Raw genomic sequence first — 21,968 nt, 5'->3', positions numbered from 1 at the left:
CCGGCCCTAGACTTCGGCGCAGCGTCGCGGTGCACCCGGCCCGAAGGCCGCCGTGGGCATGGAGGCGCGGGGACAGCATGGGAAGAAACGTGCACCCAACAGGTTCACCGGCCGGCCGGCTCGCCGCCGTCGGCAATCAGATGATCGAGATCCACCTCTGGCTCAGTGCGGAACTGGCCCGGCTGCAGACAAGCCTCGACACCCCGTCCCGGGACCTGCGGGCGCACTGCCTGACCTTCTGCGCCGCGCTGGGCCGACACCACACCGGTGAGGACGCGGGCGCGTTCCGGCTGCTGGCCGAGGAGGCTCCCGAGCTGCGCCCGGTCATCGACAACCTGATCACCGATCACGAGGTGGTGGCGGGGATCCTGGAACGGATAGAGGCACTGCTGGGCGGCGACGCGAAGGTGCCGGTCGCCCAGGTGCGCGCCGAGTTGGGCGGGTTGGCCGCCCTGCTGGAGTCGCACTTCCGCTACGAGGAGAAGCGGCTGGTCAGCGCCCTGAACGCGCTCACCGGTCGAACCGGAACGACCGAGGAACTGCTCGGCCTGACCGCGCCCGGTTCCCTTCAGTCGGGCTCCGACCCCGGTGCGGTGCCGGGCAGTCGCTCGTAGAAGCGGATCTTCTCCCGCAGGTGGTCGTACTGGCGCTGGAGCAGGCGCATCTGCTCCTCCACCCGCGCCGCGTGGTGGCACAGCAACTCGTGCCGCTCGTCGGTTGTGTGCTCGCCGTCGCGGGCCAGTTGCGCGTAGCGGCGCATCTGCGCGATCGGCATCCCGGTGTCGCGCAGGCAGCGGAACAGCACCAGCCAGCCGAGGTCGTCGTCGGTGAAGACCCGCTGCCCGCCTGCCGTCCGCTCCACGTCCGCGAGGAGACCGATCTTCTCGTAGTACCGCAGAGTGTCGAGGCTGAAGCCGCTGCGGCGGGCGGCCTCCGAGGGGGCGTAACCGCTCATGTCGCGAGATGGTAGTGCTTGACCTGGAGCGCGCTCCAGGTTGGAGGCTGGTGACCATGACGACGACACGGACGCTGGGACGCAGCGGCATCACGGTGAGCGCGATCGGAATGGGGTGCTGGGCCATCGGCGGCCCGCTCTGGGGTGACGACGGGCAGCCGTTCGGCTGGGGTGAGGTGGACGACGACGAGTCGATCCGCACCATCCACCGGGCGCTCGATCTCGGGGTGACCCTGTTCGACACCGCCAGCAACTACGGTGCCGGGCACAGCGAGCGGATCCTCGGTCGAGCCCTGGCCGGGCGACGGGACAGCGTGGTGATCGCCACCAAATTCGGCAACGTCAGCGAGGAGAGCACCCGGCGGGCGCTCGGCACCGACGCCAGCCCGGCCTTCGCGGTGCGCAGCCTGGAAGACTCGCTCCGCCGGCTCGGCACCGACCACGTCGACCTCTACCAACTGCACATCAACGCACTGCCGGTGCCCGCCGCGCTCGATCTGGTCGACACCCTGGAGGCCCTGGTCGACCAGGGCAAGATCCGGGCGTACGGCTGGAGCACCGACGACCCGGCCTCGGCCGAGGCGTTCGCGGCCGCCGGCCCGCACTGCGCCGCGATCCAGCACGACGAGTCGGTGCTGCGCGACAACGCGGCGGTGCTGGCGGTCTGCGACAAGCACGACCTGGCCAGCCTCAACCGTGGGCCGTTGGCGATGGGGCTGCTCACCGGGTCGACCCGGGCGGTCGGGGCGGACGATGTGCGCGGACGGGCACCGGAGTGGCTGGAGTGGTTCACCGACGGCCGTCCGACGCCACGCTGGGCGGCCCGGGTCGACCAGGCCCGCGCGGCGCTCACCGCCGACGGGCGCACCCTCGCACAGGGCGCGCTCGGCTGGCTGCTGGCGCGCAGCCCCCGTACCGTGCCGATTCCCGGCCTGCGCACTGTGGCCCAGGCCGACGAGAACCTGGCCACCCTTGAGCTGGGCCCGCTGAGTGCCGAGTCGTACGCCGAGGTGGAGCGACTGCTCGCCGACCTGCGCCCGGCCCACGCGGCCTGACCGCCGGGCCGGTCCACGCCCCGGGCGCCGTCACCGGAAGTCGTCCGCGTGATCGGCGGCCCACTGCCGGAACGTACGCCCGGGGCGTCCGGTCACCTGCTCGACGTCCGGGGCGACCCAGGCATTGCCGTCGAGATACCGGCCCATCTCCAGAAACCACTCGATGACCTCGGCGGGATAGGTGTCCTTCCAGTACTCGCGGGCCTGCTCCGGGGTCAGTTCGTCGAAGCGCACCGGACGGCCGATCGCCTCGCCGATCGTCCGGACCGCGTCCCGGCGGCGGACCGGCTCCGGGCCGGTCGGTTGGTACACCCGGCCGTCATGACCGTCCTCGGTCAGCGCGGCCACGATGACCGCGGCGATGTCCGCCTCGTGGACCAGCGCGCTGTTCCAGTCCCCGAACGGCGCCCGCACCACCCCCTCGGTGCGGATGCCGGTCGCCCACTCGCGGGTGTTCGCCATGAACTCGCCCGGGAAGACGTGCGTCCACTCCAGGCCCGAGTTCTCGACAGCCCGGTGCAGCGGCCGATGGGGCGCCTCAAGCGGATCATCGTCGGCCCGGCTCGGATCGTTGTGGCCGAGGTGGGTGACCCGGCGGACGCCGGCCTGACGGGCCAGCTCCAGAATCTCCACACCAGTGCTCAGCGGCCCGTACCCGTCCATCGCGACCAGGTGCATCCGCGTCACGCCGCGCAGCGCCCGCGCCAGCGTGTGGGGCCTGGCGAAGTCGCCCGCCACCACCTCCACTCCGTCGGGCAGCGCGGCGGCCGCAGGCGACGCGGGATCGCGGGTCAGTGCGCGTACGTCGTGGCCGGCGCTGACCAGTTGTCGGACCACACTGCCTCCGACGGTCCCGGTCGCGCCGGTCACCAGGATCGGCATGGTTCCTCCTCAGGGATCGCCCGACGGCGGGCACGGCGAGCCGACCCGCCAAACGGGAGCGCTCTCGGATGACTCATGGTCAGCCAGATCGATGCCGCAAGCAATCGCGAACATGGCATTCATGTTTGCCCTGACCTGCGGAAACGCGCTGACCGCCGACGGCGCGCGGCAGCCATTTTCAACCCTGGGAACATTCGTTGACCTGCGCTTTCACACCGCACAAGGATTCCGCGCACATTCGTTCGCCGAAACGCCCCACCTTCGGCAACCCCACGCAGCCACCCGTGGCGTTCTGGACGAAGATGGGGGTATGCGGATCCTTCTGGCCGGCGCGTCCGGCTTCCTTGGCACCCGACTGGCCGACCTGCTTGTCCGCGACGGGCACGAGGTCACCCGCCTGATCCGTCGGGCGCCGGGCGGGCCGCAGGAGCGGCGGTGGGACCCTGCGGCCGGGCAGCTCGACCCGGCCGTGGTCGCCGAGGCCGACGCCGTGGTCAACCTGGCCGGCGCGGGCGTCGGCGACAAACGCTGGAACGACGACTACCGGCGGCTGATCCGCACCAGCAGGGTGGACAGCACCACCACGCTGGCGACCACCATCGCCGGCCTGCCCGCCCCGGACCGACCCCGGGTGCTGCTCAACTCATCGGCCGTCGGCTGGTACGGCAACACCGGCGACCGGGCGGTCGAGGAGGACGCGCCGGCCGGCGAGGGCTTCCTGGCCGACGTCTGCCGGGTGTGGGAGGCCGCGACCCGGCCGGCCGAGGACGCCGGGGTACGCGTGGTCCGGCTGCGTACCGGTCTGCCGCTGCACCGCGAGGGCGGGCTGCTCAAGCCGCAGTTGCTGCCGTTCAAGCTGGGCATCGCCGGCCGGCTGGGCAGCGGCCGGCAGTGGCTGCCGTGGATCTCGATGGCCGACTGGCTGGACGCGACCCGCTTCCTGCTCGACCACGACGACATCGCCGGCCCGGTCAACGTGGTCGGGCCGAACCCGGTTACCAACGCCGAGTTCACCCGCGAGCTGGCCCGGCAACTGCACCGCCCGGCGATCGTCCCGATCCCCGCACTGGCGCTCAAGGTGGTCCTCGGCGGCTTCTCCCACGAGGCCCTCACCAGCACCCGGGTCCTCCCCGGAGTCCTGGCCCGAGCCGCCTACCCCTACCAGCACCCCACCCTCCCCCAAGCCCTCCAGGCAGCCCTAACCCCCTGACCCCTAATCCCGGTGGTTCGGCCCTCGGCAGAATCGGCGGTCGGTGGGTCGGCGGTGGGCCGGCGTGGGCCGATGCTGGAGCAATGGCGACCTTCTCCCTCCAGGCCACCCCGACCGACGCGGCGAGCTGGGCCGAGCTGGCCCGTCGGGCCGAGAGCGTCGGCTTCGACGCTCTGCTCGCCGCGGACCACCCCGGCGACGTGACGTCACCGTTCGTGGCGCTGGCCGCCGCCGCCCCGGTCACCTCGACGATCGGGCTCGGCTCGTACGTGTCGAACCTCGGCGTACGGGAACCGATGCTGCTCGCGGCCGACGTGGCCACCCTCGATCTGATCTCCGGTGGTCGGGCCCGGCTCGGTGTCGGCGCCGGTCACACTCCGGCGGAGTGGCGCGCGGTGGGCCGGGAACGCCCCGACGTGGCCGGCCGGGTCCGCCGTTGCGTGGCCGTCGCCGAGGCGGTCCGCGCCCTACTCGACGGCGCCTCGGTCACCGTCGACTCGGCCGAGCTGACGATGCGCGAGGCGGTGCTGCGCGAACCCCGGCCGGTGCAGGACCGGATCCCGCTGACGATGGGCACGGCGAACTCGACGCTGCTGCGCTGGGCGGGCGCGCACGCCGACGTGGTCGGGCTGACCGGGTTCGGACGTACCCTCGCCGACGGCCACCAGCATGAGGCGCGCTGGCGGGCCGACCAGATCGATGCGCAGCTGGCCTGCGTGGCCGCCGGCGCAGCCGGCCGGGCCGACCCGCCGGCGCTGGAGGCGCTGGTGCAGACGGTGGTGGTCACCGACGACGCCGAGGCTGCCGCCGCGGAGCAGGCCCGGCGCAACGGCATGACGCCCGCCGAGCTGCTGGCCACCCCGTTCGTGCTGATCGGCACGGTGGGCGAGATCATCACGGCGGTCGCCGAGCACGAACGGCGCTGGGGGGTGACCCGGTTCGTGGTCCGCAGCGACGCGCTGGCTCCGCTGGAGCCGGTCCTGTCCCGCCTGACCTGACCCCCCTCCCGCCTGACCTGCCCCCCGGCCGACAGCCCTGTTGATCAAGAGGTTTGCGTCAGATTCCGGCTTCCGGATGACGCAAACCTCTTGATCAACAGGGGCAGGCGGGGCAGGCGGATGGGGTCAGCAGCCGACCACCCAGTGGTTGGGGCCGGTCTGCTTGAGGGCACTGGTGTAGAAGGTGTTGTAGAGGCCCATGCGCTGGTTGGAGCCGTTGGCGTAGGCGTAGCCGCCCGACTGGTACGCCCGACCGGCCGCCACGTGCGCGTAGTTGCTGGCCGTCACGCAGGTCGGCGGCGTGGTCGGGGTTGGCGTGGGGGTGGCCGTCGGGGTCGGGGTCGGGTTGGTCCCGCCGCCGTTCAGACCGAAGAAGAGCGCGTCACGGTACGTCGAGCAGATGGTGTCCAGGAAGTACGCGCCCGCGGTGCCGCACTGCTCGGCCGCCGAGCCCGGGTCGACCGGGGTGCCGTGGCCCATCCCGGAGATCCGGTAAAGGCGCACGTCGTCGTTGCCGTACACCTCGAGGCTGGTGTTGCCGGGCAGCGACGAGGTGCTGGTCGGGGTCTGCGACACCCCTCGCACGTTGGTCCACTGGTCGCGGGACTCGGTGCCGTTGAGCGGGGTGACAGTGGTGTCCGAGGTGCCGTGCCAGATGGCCACCCGGGGACGCGGGCCGGTGTAGCCGGAGTACGCGCCACGGACCAGGTCGCCCCAGGCGGCCGGGGTCTTGTCCGCACCCGGGTTCATGCAGCTGAACGCGTTGACCATGCTGGTGGCGCAGCGGTACGGGATCCCCGCGATGATCGATCCGGCGGCGAAGACGTCCGGGTAGGTGGCCAGCATGACCGCGCTCATCGCCCCGCCCGCGGAGAGCCCGCTGACGTAGACCCGGGAGCCGTTAACCCCGTAGTTCGTCTTGGCGTGGTCGACCATCTGCTTGATGGACAGCGCCTCACCCTGACCTCGGGTGGTGTCCCCCGCCTCGAAGAAGTTGAAGCAGGAGTTGGCGTTGTTGCCGGACGGCTGCTGGGCGACGATCAGGGCGAACTTCCATTGGTCGGCGTACTTCTGCCAGCCGGAATTGGCGAAGTAGCCGGAGGCGTTCTGCGTACACCCGTGCAGCAGGACGACGGCCGGGGAGTTGGCCGGCAGTCCGTCCGGGCGGTAGGCGTACATGGCGAGGTTGCCGGGGTTGGAGCCGAACCCGGTGACCTGGGTGAGGGTGGCGGCCTGGGCGGGTGCGGCGACGGCGACCGCGCCGGCCAGGGCCAGGGCGAGCCCGGCGAGCCCGCCGATCAGGCGGGTGATGGTGGACGAGGAGCGGCGCACGGCGGCCTCCTGAGGGGGCGGACTGTGAACTGGGTCACGGTCGAATTGCCGTGACGTTACGACGATGTGTCGTCGCTATGACATGGGGCACAGTCACACATTCACGACGGACGCTGTGTACGCGAGACCGCCGCCGTGGCGGAGGGAATCCGTCCCCAACGGTCCCGTCCTTGCAGGTCTGACCGGCCCGTCCAGGTCCGGTTGGTAACGTCCGCTGCGTGCCGTCCTCCCCGTCGCTGGCCACCGGGCCCGCACCCGTGTCACCGCCGCGCGCCGTCCGGGACCGCCGGGCCGACCTGATCGTCGTGCTGGTGGCGCTCGCGCTCGCCGTTTGGGTGACCAGTGGGCTGTGGCGGGACCCGAACGTCCGCACCATCACCGCCAACTCCAGCGACCAGGCGCTCTTCGAATGGCTGCTGGCCTTCGGCGGGCACGCGGTCACCCACTGGGACAACCCGCTCTTCACCTACCTGATCAACGTCCCGGACGGCGTGAACCTCGCGGTCAACACCTCGATCACGGTGTACGCGGTGGTCTTCGCCCCGCTCACGTACCTGATCGGGCCGCCGGCGACGTTCCTGGTGATCCTCACCCTGAACCTGCTCGCCACCGCGCTGGTCTGGTACTGGCTGCTCTCCCGACACCTGGTCCGCAGCCGGCTGGCCGCCGGGGTCGGCGCGCTGTTCATCGCCTACTCCCCCGGCATGGTGTCGCACGCCAACGCGCACCTGAACTGGACCGCCGGTTGGCTGGTGCCGCTGCTGATCTGGCGGTTGTTCGCACTGCGCCGCGCTGGGCACTGGCTGCGCGACGGGGTGATCCTCGGCGTGCTGGTCGCGGTGGCCTTCTCGATCGCCGCCGAGGGGCTCTTCTTCACCGCGCTGGCGCTGGGAGTGTTCGTCGCCATCTGGGCGCTGCACCCTGCCAACCGGGTGGAGGCACGTGCCGCGCTGCCCACCTTCCTGCGCGGGCTCGGCGTGACCGCCGTGGTCGCCGGCGTGCTGCTGTCGTATCCCCTGTGGTTGCACTTCGCCGGGCCACAACGGTTCCACGGCACCGGCTTCGACCCGGTGATCCACTCCGAGGACATCGCAGCGTTCGGTGCCTTCCCGCGCCGCTCGCTGGCCGGCGAGGCCGGGTTGGGCACCTCGCTGGCACCGAACCCGACCGAGGAGAACTCGTTCTTCGGCATCCCGCTGCTGGTGCTCACCGTGATCTGTTTCGTCATGCTCTGGCGGCGGGCCGACCCGCACCGCCGGGCCACCCTCTGGGCGCTGGGCGCCCTCGCTCTGATCTTCACAGTGCTCTCCTTCGGGCCGGTCGCCAAGGTCGACGGCCGACGCACCGACCTCCCCATGCCGTTCGACCTGGTCGGACAACTTCCGGTGGTGAACGCCGCGCTACCGGCCCGGCTGGCACTGGTGGTCGCGCCAGTGGTCGGGCTGTTGCTGGCGTACGCAATCGACCAGCTGCGCGCCGCGCCACCCCGGTACCGCCCCACGGAGCTGGCCTGGGTGCTTGGGTTCGCGGCGGCCCTGGTGCCGCTGCTGCCCACCCCGCTGCTCACCGACGAGCGGGAGCCGATCCCGCGCTTCATCACCTCCGGCACGTGGCGGGACTACGTCTCACCCGACGGGGTGCTGACCCCGGTGCCGCTGACGGTGGACATCTACCCGGACGGCCAACGCTGGCAGGCGTACGCGTTGTCGCACCGGCAGGGCGAGTTCGAGATCCCCGGCGGCTTCTTCCTCGGCCCCGGCGGGCCGGACGGGCGGGGCCGGATCGGTCCGGTGCCGCGCACGCTGAGCGCGTTGATGGACCAGGCCGGCCGCACCGGGCTGGTCCCCATCGTCACCGACGGAACGATCCGGGAGGTCCAGTCGGACCTGCGGCACTGGCGCATCGAGACGGTGCTGCTCGCCGACGAGGTGCACGGCGCGAAGTTCGAGGTCGACGAGGCGGCGCTGCTGCGTACCGGCACCGCCCTGTTCGGCGAGCCGCAACGGGTCGACGACGTCTGGCTCTGGCGCATCCCGCCGGCCGACCGGTAGACCACGACGCGACCGATCGGGGCGTCACGACCGGCCGTCGTCGCGTTCAATGGGCCGATGAGATTGATAGGTGGGCGACTTCGGCGCGCCGCAGTGGCCGGGGTGGCACTGGGGCTCGTCGCGCTCAGCGCGCCAGCCGCCGCAGCCGCGAACAGCGGCGTCGCCGGCAGCAGGGCTGGCGGGAGCACTGCCGCCGACAGCACCGCCGGCGTGGTGCCGAGCCGGGTGCGCGATCCTTGGCTGTGGCAGGCCACAGTGGGGCAACGCCCGGCAGGTCCGGCCGCGTTGGTGTTCTTCACCGACCGCACCCGCTATTTCGAGTCGACAGGGGTGCTGGTCGCCCGGGACGGCGCCTACCGGCTCATCCCGATTCGCCTCGCCGAGGGGCACGGGCTGCTCTCCCCCGACGGGCGCCACTACCTGCGGCCGCGGTTCGGCGAGTTGCTGGACCTCACCACCGGCCGACAGCGCCGCACACTGAAGCCCGGGCTGGACCCTTTCGCGTGGTCGCCGGATGGGCGACGTGTGCTCGGCACCCGCAGCAACGACGATCCGGTGATCAGCTTCGGACCGAACAACGAGCAGCTCAACGACCCGGAGAAGCCCGACGACCTGCTCGTCGTCGACCCGTACCAGGGCACCGAGCAGGTGGTCGCGGCCGGCACCTTCGCCGCACACAACGGGGCGGCCTGGTCACCCGGTGGCGACCTGGTGGCGGTCACCGGCCCACCGGACGTGCCAGCCCAGCTCGCCGAACGCCAGCGACTGGTGGTCCTCGACCCGGCCGGCGGCGGCCCTCGTTGGCAGGTCGACCTGGGCGACCGGCGGATACTGGCTGGCCCGGCCGCCTGGCATCCCGACGGCCGGCGGCTCGCGCTGCTCGCCTTCGACGGCTGCGCCGGTCCCAGGTGCACGTCCGAGCAGGCGGCGGCGCGCACCTGGCGGATCGAGTTTCTGGACACGGCCACCGGCCACGCCGTCGGTCAGGCCCTGCCAGCCGGCGCCTCGGCCAGCGGAATCATCGGCTGGCGCGGAGACGACCCCATCCTGCGTTATGTCAGCGCAACGGAGCAGGACACGGACCGGCAAGCCTTTCTCGCCGCGCTGTCGCCCGACGGCGATCGCGAGGTGCTGGTGACCACGCCGGTCGGGTCGACCGACCTCTTGGTGCCGGGCGGCCTGCTGAGCCCTGCCGCGTTCGGTGGGCCGGAACCCCGGCCGTCACCGTTCGCCGCCCCACTCTGGGTCTACCTGACGCTTGGCGTGCCGACGCTGCTCGCTGTCGCTCTCGTCGTCCGGCGGATCCGCCGCCGCCGCGCTGCGACGGGCCCTGCCTCGGCGTGACAACGAGCCGCCCAGCGGTGCCGCGACCGGCACGACGAGGTCCTCGTGAGGCGGCTCACCAGGGAAGATCGCCTCTGGCGGGACTAGGCTGGACGCCGTGACGACGACGACCCCCGGCCTGACGGCCGTCCGTGCCGGCCTGCTCGACTACCAGGCCGCCTGGGACGAGCAGCGGCGCCTGCACGAGTCGGTGGTGGCTGGCGAGCGCGGCGACACAGTGCTGCTGCTGGAGCACCCGAGCGTCTACACCGCGGGCAAGCGCACCGAACCGTGGGACCGGCCCATGGACGGCACTCCGGTCGTCGACGTGGACCGTGGCGGCAAGATCACCTGGCATGGGCCGGGGCAGCTCGTCGGTTACCCGATCCTGCGCCTGCCCGACCCGGTGGACGTGGTCGCCTACGTGCGCCGGACCGAAGAGCTGCTCATCGACGTGTGCGCCGAGGTCGGGCTGACCGCCGGTCGGGTCGAGGGGCGCAGTGGGGTCTGGGTGCCCGAGGACGACCGGGGGCCGGCCCGCAAGGTGGCGGCCATCGGCATCCGGGTGGCCCGGGGCGTGACCCTGCACGGCTTCTCGATCAACTGCGACTGCAACCTGACGTACTTCGACCGGATCGTGCCGTGCGGCATCCGGGACGCGGGCGTCACCTCCCTCACCGCCGAGCTGGGCCGCCCGGTCAGCGTCGCCGACGTGCTGCCGGTGGTCGAGCGTCGACTCTCCACCCTCGTCGAGGTCTGAGCGTCACGTCGGCGGCCCCCGGGGTCGCCGGCCAGAAATTCCGCACCGAGTGTCCCGTGGGGCGTCCGGCCGATCGTCCCTATGGTGGAGTCGGCGATCAGCGCCGGCTCGACAGCTGAGGCCGGCGGCCACCGCCCGGCCCGGGACGCGAGGAGCGGACATGCCCACCTACATCGCGCTGACCTACACGGCGGACGTCGACTGGAGCAGCCCCGAACAGGCTGACGAGATGGCGGAGTACCGGGAGTTCGGTGCGGCCGCCCGTGCGGTGATCCGGGGCGGCAGCGCGCTCTACCCGACGGCCACCGCGACGACAGTGCGGGTGTCCGGGGGCAAGGGCGGTGACGTGCTCACCACCGACGGCCCGTACGCCGAGACCAAGGAAGCCCTGACCGGCTTCTACCTGCTGGAGTGCGCGGACCTGGACGAGGCCGTGGCGACGGTCGCGACGATGCCGGCGGCCTGGAACGGCGCGGTCGAGGTCCGTCCCGTCATCCCGCTGTAACCCGATGCTGACCGGTGACGCGGAGGCCACCGCCGACGCGGAGGCGCAGCGGGCACGGGCCGCCGTCGCGGCGCAACAGGTGGTCCGGGCCGAGCGGTCCCGGATCCTCGCCACGCTGATCCGCGTCACCGGCAGTGTCGACCTGGCCGAGGACGCCGCCCAGGACGCGGTGCTGCGCGCCCTGCAGTCCTGGCCGCGCGACGGCGTACCGGACAACCCACGTGGCTGGCTGCTGGTCGTGGCGCGACGGCGTGCGGTCGACCTGATCCGCCGGGAGGCCCGCCGCGCCGGGAAGGAGGCCGAAGCCGTGGCGCTGCTCGACCCCGCGTCGGACTCACCCGAGGCGGTTCGGGACGACCTGCTCCGGCTGGTCTTCACCTGCTGCCATCCGGCGCTGTCACTGGACGCGCAGGTGGCCCTGGCGCTGCGTACCATCGCCGGGCTGGCCACCGCCGAGGTGGCGCGTGCCCTGGTGGTGCCGGAGGCGACGATGGCCAAGCGCCTCACCCGAGCCAAACAGAAGATCACCCAGGCGGGCATCCCCTACCGGGTACCGCCGGCCGAGGAGTTGCCGGGACGACTGACCGGCGTCGCCGCCACCGTCTATCTGATCTTCAACGAGGGATACACGGCCGGTGTCGGCGACGACCTGATCCGGGTCGGGCTGGCGGACGAGGGTCTTCGGCTCGCCCGGCTGCTGGTCGAGCTGATGCCAGACGAGCCGACAGCGCTCGGCCTGCTGGCCCTGCTGCTGTTGCAGGACTCCCGGCGGGCCGCGCGGGTCGATGTCGACGGTCGACCGCTGCTCCTGAGAGAGCAGGACCGCACGCGCTGGGACCGGGCCGCGATCACCGCCGGGGTCGAGCTGGTCGATGGTGGACTGCGTCGTACCCCCGACCAACCCGACCGGTACGTCGTCCAGGCCGCCATCGCGGCCTGCCACGCCCTCGCCCCGTCGTACCAGCAGACCCCGTGGGACGCGGTGATCTCCTGGTACGACGTGCTGCTCACCGTGCACGACACCCCTGTGGTGCGGCTGAACCGGGCGGCGGCGGTCGCCGAGCGGGACGGCCCCGCCGCCGGGCTGGCGCTGGTGGACGTGATCGGCGGGCTGTCCGGTTACCCGTGGTTCCACGCCACCCGGGGCGAGTTGCTGCACCGCCTCGGCCGAGCCGACGAGGCCGCCACGGCGTACCGGGCGGCGCTCGCGCTCGACCTCAACGGCCCGCAGGCGGCCCGGCTACGCGACCGGCTCGCCGAGTGTGGGCACGCCTCGTTCAGGGAGTGAGGCGGTGCAGGTCACGCGGGAACGCGGTGACCTCCCGGATGTTGGCCGCACCGACCAGCCGGGCCACGAACCGTTCCAGGCCGATGGCGAAGCCACCGTGCGGTGGCATGCCGTGCCGGAACGCGTCCAGGTAGCCGACGTACGGCTCGACCGGCTCACCCCGGGCCGCCAACGCCGCCAGGTAGTCGGCGTGCTGGTGCAGCCGCTGCCCGCCGGTGACCAGCTCCAGACCACGAAAGAGCAGGTCAAAACCGTTGGAGTACGCGGGCCGCGCCGGCTCCGGGTGGGTGTAGAAGGGTCGCTTCGCCATCGGGTAGCCGGTGACGAAGAGGAAGTCCGACCCGTGTTCGCGCAGGGCCCACTCGCCCAGCGCCCGTTCGTGGGCGGGAGCGAGGTCCGGCTCGTCGGCGGGCGCGCCGGCGATCGTCAGCGCCTCGGTGAAGTGCACCGCCGGGATCTGCGCCGGCACCTGCGGCGGTGTGACGCCGAGCGTCGTCAGGGCGGCGCCGGCCCGCCCGCTGACCGCGTCCAGCATCCCGGCCACCGTGTCGCGCAGCACCCGCATCACGTCCCGGTGGTCGGCGATGAAGCCCAGTTCCGCGTCGAGCGACGTGTACTGGGCGAGGTGCCGGACGGTGTCGTGTGGCTCGGCCCGGAAGACCGGCCCCACCTCGTAGACACGTTCGAACACGCCGACCATCAGCTGCTTGTAGAACTGCGGTGACTGGGCCAGGTACGCGGGCCGACCGAACCAGTCCAGCGCGAACACGTTCGCGCCGCTCTCGGTGCTGGAGCTGACCACCTTCGGCGTGTGGACCTCCACGAAGTCGTGGGCGTCGAGTGCGGCCCGGAACCCCGCCACCGCCGCCGCCGAGATCCGCAGCGCGGCCGACCGGGTGGGGTGCCGCAGCGCGGTGGGCGCGTTGTCCAGCTGGGTGGGCAGGCTCGCGGTGAGCGCCGGCCGGTACAGGTCGAACGGTGGCGGCACGGCGGGCGGCCCGAGTGGACGTACCGTCGGGTCGGTCAGCTCGACCCCGGCGGGCGCGGTGTCGTTCGCGGTGGCCGTCGCGGTGACCTCGACGACCGTCTCCTCGGTGAGTTTCTCCAGCTCGGCGCGGACGGCCGGGTCGGTGACCACCACCTGGGCCAGGCCTGTGGCGTCCCGCACGATCAGGAAGGCCACCGACTTGAGCAGTCGGCGGCGGTGCACCCAGCCGGCGATCCGCACTGTCGTGCCGATCCTGGCGGGCAGTTGCTGGGACAGGGTTCGTTGCATGGCGTACAGCTCCTCGGTCGATCGCCACGCCGTCGCCGCCCTGGGGTGGCGAAGCGCCGCATCAGCCCCAGGGAGGTGTGGGCGAGCGGGAACCTCGCGGTGCCACCACACCTTCACCCCCGCCGAAGCGGGGGCCTCTTTCGTCGCCTGTTGACCGGGGCCAGCCGGGCGGGCTCTACTGGGCGCGGGTGACCCGCGGCCGTTCTTCCCGCAGCTCGGGAGGGTCTTCGCGCCCCGGCGCCAGACCGCCTCTCAGCACCGGCGGCTCTCTGCACTGGCGGGTCGGGGGCTACTCGGCTCCGTCGTCGCTGTTGGCGGTGACCGTAGCACCCGAATCCCGCTCGTGTGACGCACATTTTCGACACCCCGGTGTCCGGCGTCACAACGTTCGGGGCGTGACGCCGGTCGCCTGACGCACATAGACACCTGCCGTCCGGCGTAGGCTCATTTCGTGACGATCGAGCACTCCGCGCCGACGACCGGCCAGGCAGCGCGCACCGCAACGGCGGCCCCCGAGGGGCGGCGTCTGCTGCGGATCGAGGCGCGTAACGCCGAGACGCCGATCGAGCGCAAACCGCCATGGATCAAGGTCAAGGCCAAGATGGGCCCGGAGTACACCCAGCTGCGCGGGCTCGTCTCGCGCGAAGGGCTGCACACCGTCTGCCAGGAGGCCGGCTGCCCCAACATCTATGAATGTTGGGAAGACCGGGAGGCCACCTTCCTCATCGGCGGCGACCAGTGCACACGGCGTTGCGACTTCTGCCAGATCGACACCGGCAAGCCGGCCGAGTTCGACGCCGACGAGCCGCGTCGGGTCGCCGAGTCGGTGGTCTCGATGGGGCTGCGGTACGCCACCATCACCGGTGTCGCCCGTGACGACCTGCCCGACGGCGGCGCCTGGCTGTACGCCGAGACCGTCCGACAGATCCACGCCCTGCAGCCCGGCTGCGGCGTCGAGCTGCTGATCCCGGACTTCAACGCCGTCCCCGAGCAGTTGGCCGAGGTCTTCAGCTCCCGTCCCGAGGTGCTGGCCCACAACGTGGAGACCGTGCCGCGCATCTTCAAGCGCATCCGGCCGGCGTTCCGCTACGACCGCTCGCTGGACGTGATCCGGCAGGCCCGCGCCGACGGCCTGGTCACCAAGAGCAACCTCATCCTGGGCATGGGCGAGGAGCGGGCCGAGGTCTCGCAGGCGCTGCGCGACCTGCACGAGGCCGGCTGCGAGCTGATCACCATCACCCAGTACCTGCGCCCCTCGCCCCGGCACCACCCGGTGACCCGCTGGGTCAAGCCGGAGGAGTTCGTGGAGCTGCGCGAGGAGGCCGAGGAGATCGGCTTCGCCGGGGTGATGAGCGGGCCGCTGGTGCGTTCGTCGTACCGGGCCGGCCGGCTCTACAAGCAGGCCATCGACGCCCGCGCCGCCGCCTCGGTCGCCACCGCCAGCTGACTCCGACGGCAGCGCCGCACGGCCGTTCGGCGTCCGGGTGTCATGATCCTGTGATGACCGTCGGCGTACGCGAGCAGCCGCGCGGCGCCGACTCGCCCCGCCCTCGACCCGGCGCACGTCCCGGCCTGGTCGGTTGGCTAACCGGGTTGGCAGTGCTCGCCGGGGTGGGTTACCGGCTCTGGCTGCTGCTGCACGCCGCCCCGCCGACGAACAGCGACGAGGCCACCATGGGGCTGGCCGCGCTGCACATCGCCCGGGGTGAGGGCTTCCCGGTCTGGTTCTACGGTCAGCAGTACATGGGCACGCTGGAGGCGTACCTGGCCGCGCCGGTGTTCGCCCTCGCCGGTGGGCCGTCGCTGCTCGGGCTGCGGTTGCCCACGCTGGCCCTGTACGCGCTGTTCCTGCTGCTGGCCTGGCGGTTGACGCTGCGGCTGACCGGGGACCGGTGGTTCGGGCTGCTGATGGTGGCGCTGCTGGCCCTCGGTTCCGACCGGATCGTCAAGAACCAGTTGATCGCCGGCGGCGGCTACCCCGAGATGAACGCGGCCGGGGCAGCGCTGGCCCTGCTCGCCGTGGATCTGGCCACCGGTCGACCGGGGCGGCGACCGGCCGACGCTGGGCGACCCGGCAGGCGGACGGCCGACACCGGGCGACCCGGCCGGCGGCTGGCGCGCTGGGGCGCGTGGGGGTTCCTGGCCGGGCTGATGCTCTGGGTCGACCCGCTCGTGCTGCCGTACGTCGCGGCGACCGGCGCGGTCCTTCTCGGGTTCTGCCGCCGGGAGTTGTGGGGTGCCGCCGGGGCGCTGCTCGGAGCGGCGGCCGTGCTGGGAGCGGCCCCACTGCTGCTGCACAGCCTGCTGACCGGGCGCAACCCGCTGCACGCCGTGCTCGCGGCCAGCGGTGCCAACGCCAGCGCAGGCTGGCCGGACCGGCTGCACGGCGGCCTGGTGCTCGGCCCCGGACTGGGCATGGGCTTCTGCGCTCCCGGCCAGTGCGGCACCTGGCAACTGTGGTGGGCGCTCGCCCTGCCGCTGCTGCTGGCCATCGCCGCCGCCACCGCCTGGCGGGCCCTGCGCATCCCCGACCCCGGCCCTGCTGGCTCTGCCGCCGTCGGCCCCGACGCGGTGTCGCCTCGGGTGGCGGCGGCGGCACGGCTGGCGCTCGTGCTGGCCGCGGTGGCCACCCTCGGCGCGTACGCGGTGAGCAGTTCCGCCGGGCTCACCCCCGTGGAGAGTTCCCGCTACCTGTCCTGCCTGCTCATCTCCCTGCCGGCGCTGCTCTGGCCGGTGTGGACGGTGGCCCGGCACGGGCTGCGTCCGGCGGCGACCGGCCGGCACGGCGTCGGGTCGACGCTGGCCGGGTCGGTCGCTGTGGTGTTGCTCGCCGCCACGCTGGGCACCGCCGCCCACGCCACCTGGCGGGCAGCGCAGACCGTCCCGGCGACCCAGGCCGCCGAGGCCCGCCACACCCAGCTGGTGAACACCCTGCGTCAACTGGGCGTACGGCACGTGCGCGCCGGCTACTGGACCTGCAACCGGCTCACCTTCGCCAGCGCGGAGCAGGTGGTCTGCGCGGTCGTCGACGACACCCTGCGCCCCGGTTTCGACCGCTACCCCGCGTATCGGCGGGAGGTGGACAGCGCGGCGGCACCGGCCTGGGTCGCGCCGGCCGGCTCACCCCTCGCGGAGGTGCTCGACGAGCGGCAGCGAGTCACGCCGGGCAGCCTCGACCTGGTCACGATCGAAGGCTGGCGCATCTACCTGCCGCGCTGATCCAGCCGGGTGTCAGCGCGGCGCGGTCTCGGTGAGCAGGCCGAGGCGGTGGGCCAGGGCGGCGGCCTCCACCCGGTTGGTCACTCCCAGCTTCGCGATGATCCGGGAGACGTGCACGCTTGCCGTCTTCGGCGAGATGAACAACCGCTCGGCGATCCGGCTGTTGCTGTGCCCCTCCGCGACCAGGCGCAGCACCTCCCGCTCCCGGGCGGTCAGCAGGTCGGCGCCGGCCCCGCCCCCGGCCGCACCGCGCAGGCCGACCCGCCGCGCCAGGGTGGCGGCCGCCTCGACCAGCGGGGTCGCACCCAGCCGCCGGCCGATCTCGGTCGCCTCCGTGACCGCAGCCGCCGTCTCGTCGCGTTCCCCGGCTGCGGCGGTCGCCTCGGCCAGCGCCAGCAGCGCCCTGCCCAACGGGTAGGGCTGCCCGTCGGCCCGCCACGCGTCGACCGCCGTACGCCACGCCGGCAGCGCCTGGTCGCCGACCGCGAGCAGCGCGGTGACCTGGGCGGCGTGCGCACGGGCCGCCGGGTGCCGCGCCGGCAGGTCAGTGGCGAGCGCCGCCACCGCGACCGCCAACTCCCGGTCACCCACCCGGGCCGCGGTACGCGCGGCGGCGCTGAGCACCGGCCAACCCTCCCGGGGCAGCAGCGGCAGGCTCTCGTCGGCCACCGCGACGCGGGCCGCCCGTACCGCCTCGACCTTGTCGTCCGCGGCTAGCGCCGCCTCGATCGCCAGTTCGTGGAGGGGCAGGCGGTGGTTCGGCCACAGGTACGGCCGGTTGAGGAAGGTGAGCGCCCGATCGACCAGCTCGTCGGCGCCCGGATGGGCGCGGGCCAGCCGCAGCCCGGCACCCAACTGGAGCCAGTGCAGACCGGTGACACCGGACAGGTCGATCCGGGCGGCCTCCGCACAGACCGCCTCGGCCTCGTCCCACCGGCCAAGCGCGATGAGCGCCTCGGCCCGGTTGGAGAGCAGGTACGCCCCGGTGGAGCGGCTGATCCCCACCCGTCGCGCCTCGGCCACACCGGCCTCGGCGGCCTGCGCGGACTCGGCGTAGCGGCCCAACTCGCAGAGCATGTCCGACTCGAACACCATGGCGAGCACAAGGGTCGGCGCGTCTCCCGCCGCACGGGCAGCGGCGGCCGCCTGGCCCAGCTCGGCCAGCCCGCCGGTCAGGTCCCGCTCGCCGTGGCAGAGCAGCGCGATCCGCGTGGACAGCAGGGCCACGTGTTCTCCGAGCGCCTCGGCGTCGGCCGCGGCCTCGGCGGCCACCCGGGCCGCCTTCTGCGGGTCGATCTTGACCAGGTGGGTGGCGATGTCGGCGAGCAGCCGGACCCGCTCCGCGCCGGGCGGGCCACCGGCCGCCAGCCGGTACGCCTCATCCAGCTCTCGGCTGCCGTCGCTCTTGCCGAGCAGGGCCATCAGTCGACCGCGCTGGTCCAGCAGGCGGGCGGCGCGCAGCGGCGCGGCGTCGACGTCCACCTCGGCCAGCCCGGCCCGGGTCAGGGTGATGGCCCGACTGAAGTCGCCGGCGGTGACCGCGGCGTCCAGGGTCTGCTCCAGCAACGCCAGGTGGTCCATGCCGAGCAGGTCGGCGGCGTCCGGCACCAGCTCCCACAACTCCAGCGCCCGCTCCAGCAGTCGGCGCTGCTCGGCGTACGCGTACCGGTCGGCCGCGGCGCGCGCGGCGGCTCGTGCGGCGACGAGGGCGCGCGGGTGGTCGTGCGCGGCGTGCCAGTGGTGGGCGATCTCGGCCGGGGCGCGGCCGGCGGCGACCAGATGCGGCTGGGCCTCGATGGCGGCGGCGAAGCGGGCGTGCAGCCGGGCGTGCTCACCGGGCAACAACTCGTCGTGTACGGCCTCGCGGACCAGCGCGTGTCGGAACTCGTAGTCACCGTCCCGGTCGGCCACCACCAACTGGGCGGCGACGGCGGCGCGTAACGCGTCCTCCAGCTCGGTTTCGGGCAGCCCGGCGACCTCGGCGAGCAGGTCATGGGCGAAGCGGGTGCCGCCGGCGGCCGCGATCCGTAACACCCGCTGGGCCGGCTCGGGGAGCCGGTCCACCCGGGCCAGCAGCAGGTCACGCAGCGTCTCGGGGAGCGCCGCGCAGCCGATCGGGTCACCGGCGACGGCCAACTCCTCGATGAAGAAGGGGTTGCCCTGGGTGCGGTCGTGGACATCGTCGACGGCGCGGGCGAGCGGCTCGGCGCCGAGCAGGTCGGCGAGGATCGCGGCGGTGCCTTCGCGGTCCAGGCGAGCCAGCTCGACCCGCTCCACACCCCGGGCGCGATCCAGCTCGGCGAGGAACGGACGCAGTGGGTGCCCGCGCTGCAACTCGTCAGTGCGGTAGGTGCAGACCAGCAACAGCCGGCCCGGCCTCGCCGCCCGGACAAGGAAGCCAATCAGGTCGCGGGTGGAACGGTCGGCCCAGTGCAGGTCCTCGATGATCAGGACCAGCGGGCGAGCATCGGCCAGCCGCTGGAACAGCTCGGCGACCAGGTCGAACAGGTAGCCGCGCGGGGCGTCGCTGAGCGGGACGGCGCGCGGGGTGGTCAGCGCCGCAGAGGCGCGGCCCAGCTCCGGTAGGAGCGGGGCGAACTCCGCCTCGTAGCCGGCGAAGACCTCGGGACCGTCGGCGCGGAGCACCGCCCGCAACGCGGCGGCGAACGGCGCGAACGGCAGACCCGCCTCGCCCAGCTCCAGGCACTGGCCGACGAGCACCCGTGCCGCGCCGTCGGTGGCCCAGCGGGCGAACTCCTCCAGCAGCCGGGTCTTACCCACACCCGCCTCGCCGCCGACCAGCACTGTGGTCGGCTCCCCGGCCCGCGCCCGGGACAGGGCGTCTCGCAGCGCCACGGTCTCGCGGTGGCGCCCGACGAGGACGGAGCTGGCGGCGCGTACGGTCACGTGTTCGAGCATGCCATGGCGGCCCACCCCGCCGGCCCCGCCGATCGGCCGGCGGCCGGGCGACGGGGTCGGATCGGGTCGAGCGGCCAGTCCGCCGGGTGCGGGAGACGCGGCGGCCGCGCTGGACGCGGCGGCCGCGCTGGGCGCGGTCACCGGCGGGCGTCGCCGGTGCGACCGGCCTGCCTGTGCCGGCCCAACCACCCGCGGCTGACCGGACGGGACAGCGACCGGGCGAGCCGGTCCGCGGCCGCGTCGGCGCGCAGCTCGGCGGCGTGGGTACGGTGCAGGGTGAGCAGGAAATCTGCGTCGTTGCCGAACATGTCGGGCTCCTTCGTGGGGTCGTCGTCGTCTTCTGCTGACGACTCTCCGCGCGAAGGCCCCGCCCGAGCATGGGCATGGCGCCTCATCTTCCCCGCCCACAGCCTCCTTACCCGGCCGCTCCAGGCGCGTACGGCGACGTAAGGTACTCAGCTGCCCCGGCACCCGGACGCGGATCAACCGGGCCGGCGGCGACCACTAGACTCTGCGGCATGGCAAAGCCCCAGGAGAAGGTCTCGTTCGGCCAGCGGCTGAAGCAGATCGGGATGGTGTTCCAGTTCACCGCCAAGCAGGACCGGTGGTTCGCGCCGCTGGTCGCCGCCGCGGTGCTCATCCCGCTCGCCCTCACCGTGGTCGCGGTCATCCTCTGGAGCTGGATCTGGCTGCCGATCGGCATCCTGTTCGTCCTGCTCGCGGTGCTGATCGTGCTCAACCTGCGGTCCAACAAGGCGATGATGAACGCCGCCGAGGGGCAACCCGGCGCGGCGGCGCAGATCATGGAGAACATGCGCGGCGACTGGCGGGTGACCCCGGCGGTCAGCTCGACCACCCAGATGGACATGGTCCACCTGGTGATCGGCCGCCCGGGCGTGATCCTGCTGGCCGAGGGCAACCCGCAGCGGGTGCGCGGCCTGCTCGGCCAGGAGAAGCGGCGGCTTTCCAAGGTGATCGGCTCCGCTCCCCTGCACGACTACGTGATCGGGCAGGAGGAGGGCGAGCTGCCGATCCGCAAGCTGCGGACGACGCTGCTGCGGCTGCCCCGCGCCCTCTCCGGCAAGGACGTCAACTCGCTGGACAAGCGACTCAAGGCGCTCACCGCCCGGCCACAGATGCCCAAGGGCGCGATCCCGAAGAACATGCGGCCGCCGGGCGCCTTCCGCCAGTCGCGGGGCCGCTGACCCCTCAGGTGTACGCGAAGGAGCCGGACCCGCACGGGTCCGGCTCCTTTACGTACACCCTCTTGTGCACCGGCCCTGACGCGCCGCCGCCCCCGGCCCCTCGCCATGATGTGCTCGATCCTGGATGTAGTGGCCTCGCGCGCGGAGGATGCCACTACATCCTGGATCGAGTGCGATCTTGCGGTTCGCGCGGCCCCGGACCGGCCTTGGCGGGGTTGGCTCAGCCGCGGGGGGCGTCGACGATGACCGAGCCGGCGACTCGGTCGTGCAGGCCGCGCCGGTGCTCGTCCATGATCAGTGCGGGGACGACGAGGGCCAGCAGCAGGCCACGGATCAGCCCCCGGAGCACGCCGATCCGGCCACCGTCGTGCCAGTTCACACAGCGGATCTTGGTGATGTACATGCCTGGCGTCTGGGCGAACAGGCCGAGGAAGATGCCGTACACCAGGACAAGCACCAGCACCGGGGCCCAGCCGTCGCGTACCGGGTCGGCGAAGAAGTTGGACACCAGCAGGCAGAGCACCCAGTCGATGATCAGCGCACCGAATCGCCGACCGAGGGTCGGCGCGGTGAAGGTGGGGTCGGTGGCCGGCGCTGCCGGGAGGTGCGGATTGGTCACAGCGGTCAAGGGTATCCGCGCCGGGATGAGGGCTTGCCGGGTGCCGCCGCCGCTGTGTGCCGATTCAGGCTAAAGCGATCAGATGTCATTACACTGGCACAGTCGGTACGGCGTTCCTGGCGGGCCGGAGGCGTGGACCGGGGCGTCGCTGACGCTCCGCGAGGGACGTAACACGGCAGAAACAACGGAGACACGGCTGGGCAACCCCCCGGCCCTAGCGTCGCCAGAAGCCTAGCCACCCCGTGGACGTGCCAGGAGGATGTGTGTTCGCCAATCCCGAGGAACTGCTGCGATACCTCAAGAACGAGGACGTGAAGTTCGTCGACGTTCGTTTCTGTGACCTGCCCGGCGTGATGCAGCACTTCAATCTG

Annotated in this window: 20 protein-coding genes; 13 read left to right on the top strand and 7 right to left on the bottom strand. The window is 72.7% G+C overall.

What is annotated here, in order from left to right; translation table 11 throughout:
• Nucleotides 1–77: 77 nt before the first annotated feature.
• The gene (locus FB453_RS29160; protein ID WP_145795397.1) at nt 78–614 is read left to right on the top strand and encodes a hemerythrin domain-containing protein; all 537 of its coding nucleotides are present in this window, start codon (nt 78–80) and stop codon (nt 612–614) included.
• On the opposite strand, the gene FB453_RS29155 is transcribed toward FB453_RS29160, so the two are convergent.
• Nucleotides 569–955 (bottom strand): MerR family transcriptional regulator, encoded by a 387-nt coding sequence (locus tag FB453_RS29155; protein ID WP_145795395.1) that lies wholly within the window; start codon nt 953–955, stop codon nt 569–571. The genes FB453_RS29160 and FB453_RS29155 overlap by 46 nt on opposite strands.
• Before the next feature lie 56 nt (nt 956–1,011).
• On the opposite strand from FB453_RS29155, the gene FB453_RS29150 reads away from it, so the two are divergent.
• Nucleotides 1,012–2,010 carry an aldo/keto reductase gene (locus FB453_RS29150; protein WP_145795393.1) on the top strand — a complete coding sequence of 333 codons (999 nt, stop codon included), beginning with the start codon at nt 1,012–1,014 and terminating at the stop codon, nt 2,008–2,010.
• Nucleotides 2,011–2,040: 30 nt separating this feature from the next.
• On the opposite strand, the gene FB453_RS29145 is transcribed toward FB453_RS29150, so the two are convergent.
• Entirely contained in the window at nt 2,041–2,892 is an 852-nt protein-coding gene (locus FB453_RS29145; RefSeq protein WP_145795390.1) for an NmrA family NAD(P)-binding protein, read from the bottom strand.
• Nucleotides 2,893–3,202: 310 nt separating this feature from the next.
• Between FB453_RS29145 and FB453_RS29140 the strand changes: the two genes are divergently transcribed.
• Nucleotides 3,203–4,102 carry a TIGR01777 family oxidoreductase gene (locus tag FB453_RS29140; RefSeq protein ID WP_145795388.1) on the top strand — a complete coding sequence of 300 codons (900 nt, stop codon included), beginning with the start codon at nt 3,203–3,205 and terminating at the stop codon, nt 4,100–4,102.
• 83 nt (nt 4,103–4,185) lie between these two features.
• Complete coding sequence (locus tag FB453_RS29135) at nt 4,186–5,100, top strand: LLM class flavin-dependent oxidoreductase (RefSeq protein ID WP_145795386.1); 915 nt, start codon at nt 4,186–4,188, stop codon at nt 5,098–5,100.
• A 126-nt stretch (nt 5,101–5,226) separates the two neighbouring features.
• On the opposite strand, the gene FB453_RS29130 is transcribed toward FB453_RS29135, so the two are convergent.
• Nucleotides 5,227–6,432, bottom strand: coding sequence for an extracellular catalytic domain type 1 short-chain-length polyhydroxyalkanoate depolymerase (locus FB453_RS29130; protein ID WP_145795384.1), 1,206 nt, complete (start codon nt 6,430–6,432; stop codon nt 5,227–5,229).
• Nucleotides 6,433–6,650: 218 nt separating this feature from the next.
• Between FB453_RS29130 and FB453_RS29125 the strand changes: the two genes are divergently transcribed.
• The 5 genes from FB453_RS29125 (at nt 6,651) to FB453_RS29105 (ending at nt 12,359) form a co-directional block, all read left to right on the top strand.
• Complete coding sequence (locus tag FB453_RS29125; protein WP_145795380.1) at nt 6,651–8,483, top strand: DUF6311 domain-containing protein; 1,833 nt, start codon at nt 6,651–6,653, stop codon at nt 8,481–8,483.
• A 57-nt stretch (nt 8,484–8,540) separates the two neighbouring features.
• The gene (locus tag FB453_RS29120) at nt 8,541–9,827 is read left to right on the top strand and encodes a tolB family protein (RefSeq protein WP_145795378.1); all 1,287 of its coding nucleotides are present in this window, start codon (nt 8,541–8,543) and stop codon (nt 9,825–9,827) included.
• A 97-nt stretch (nt 9,828–9,924) separates the two neighbouring features.
• The gene (gene lipB, locus FB453_RS29115) at nt 9,925–10,566 is read left to right on the top strand and encodes a lipoyl(octanoyl) transferase LipB (RefSeq protein WP_145795376.1); all 642 of its coding nucleotides are present in this window, start codon (nt 9,925–9,927) and stop codon (nt 10,564–10,566) included.
• Between the two features lie 160 nt (nt 10,567–10,726).
• Complete coding sequence (locus FB453_RS29110) at nt 10,727–11,071, top strand: YciI family protein (RefSeq protein ID WP_145795374.1); 345 nt, start codon at nt 10,727–10,729, stop codon at nt 11,069–11,071.
• A gap of 4 nt (nt 11,072–11,075) precedes the next feature.
• The gene (locus tag FB453_RS29105; protein WP_145795372.1) at nt 11,076–12,359 is read left to right on the top strand and encodes a sigma-70 family RNA polymerase sigma factor; all 1,284 of its coding nucleotides are present in this window, start codon (nt 11,076–11,078) and stop codon (nt 12,357–12,359) included.
• Here FB453_RS29105 and aspS read toward each other — a convergent pair.
• Nucleotides 12,349–13,635, bottom strand: coding sequence for an aspartate--tRNA(Asn) ligase (aspS, locus tag FB453_RS29100; protein ID WP_145795370.1), 1,287 nt, complete (start codon nt 13,633–13,635; stop codon nt 12,349–12,351). The genes FB453_RS29105 and aspS overlap by 11 nt on opposite strands.
• Nucleotides 13,636–14,086: 451 nt before the next feature.
• Here aspS and lipA point away from each other — a divergent pair, with 451 nt between their 5' ends.
• On the top strand, nt 14,087–15,082 hold the full coding sequence (gene lipA, locus FB453_RS29095; RefSeq protein ID WP_091407425.1) for a lipoyl synthase: 996 nt from the start codon (nt 14,087–14,089) through the stop codon (nt 15,080–15,082).
• 53 nt (nt 15,083–15,135) lie between these two features.
• A complete protein-coding gene (locus FB453_RS29090; protein WP_145795368.1) occupies nt 15,136–16,854 on the top strand; it encodes a hypothetical protein in 1,719 nt (572 codons plus the stop codon).
• A gap of 12 nt (nt 16,855–16,866) precedes the next feature.
• Here the strand turns inward: FB453_RS29090 and FB453_RS29085 are convergent, their stop codons facing one another.
• Together FB453_RS29085 and FB453_RS34480 are read right to left on the bottom strand one after the other, a co-directional pair.
• Nucleotides 16,867–19,914 carry a helix-turn-helix transcriptional regulator gene (locus tag FB453_RS29085; protein WP_486480517.1) on the bottom strand — a complete coding sequence of 1,016 codons (3,048 nt, stop codon included), beginning with the start codon at nt 19,912–19,914 and terminating at the stop codon, nt 16,867–16,869.
• Nucleotides 19,911–20,081 carry a hypothetical protein gene (locus FB453_RS34480; RefSeq protein WP_186718626.1) on the bottom strand — a complete coding sequence of 57 codons (171 nt, stop codon included), beginning with the start codon at nt 20,079–20,081 and terminating at the stop codon, nt 19,911–19,913. Before FB453_RS34480 ends, FB453_RS29085 begins: the two co-directional genes overlap by 4 nt.
• Before the next feature lie 210 nt (nt 20,082–20,291).
• Here FB453_RS34480 and FB453_RS29080 point away from each other — a divergent pair, with 210 nt between their 5' ends.
• Nucleotides 20,292–20,978 carry a DUF4191 domain-containing protein gene (locus FB453_RS29080; protein WP_091407420.1) on the top strand — a complete coding sequence of 229 codons (687 nt, stop codon included), beginning with the start codon at nt 20,292–20,294 and terminating at the stop codon, nt 20,976–20,978.
• Between the two features lie 220 nt (nt 20,979–21,198).
• Here FB453_RS29080 and FB453_RS29075 read toward each other — a convergent pair whose 3' ends face one another.
• Nucleotides 21,199–21,597: an RDD family protein gene (locus tag FB453_RS29075; protein WP_222431429.1), complete on the bottom strand. Its 399-nt coding sequence runs from the start codon at nt 21,595–21,597 to the stop codon at nt 21,199–21,201.
• Nucleotides 21,598–21,860: 263 nt separating this feature from the next.
• Here FB453_RS29075 and FB453_RS34695 point away from each other — a divergent pair.
• On the top strand, nt 21,861–21,968 hold a 108-nt coding region (locus tag FB453_RS34695), incomplete at its 3' end, for a glutamine synthetase (protein ID WP_222431430.1).

The organism is Micromonospora sp. CNZ322 (assembly GCF_007827755.1).
Note: the sequence above shows the minus strand (reverse complement) of the source record. Positions and strands in the feature narration are given on the sequence as shown.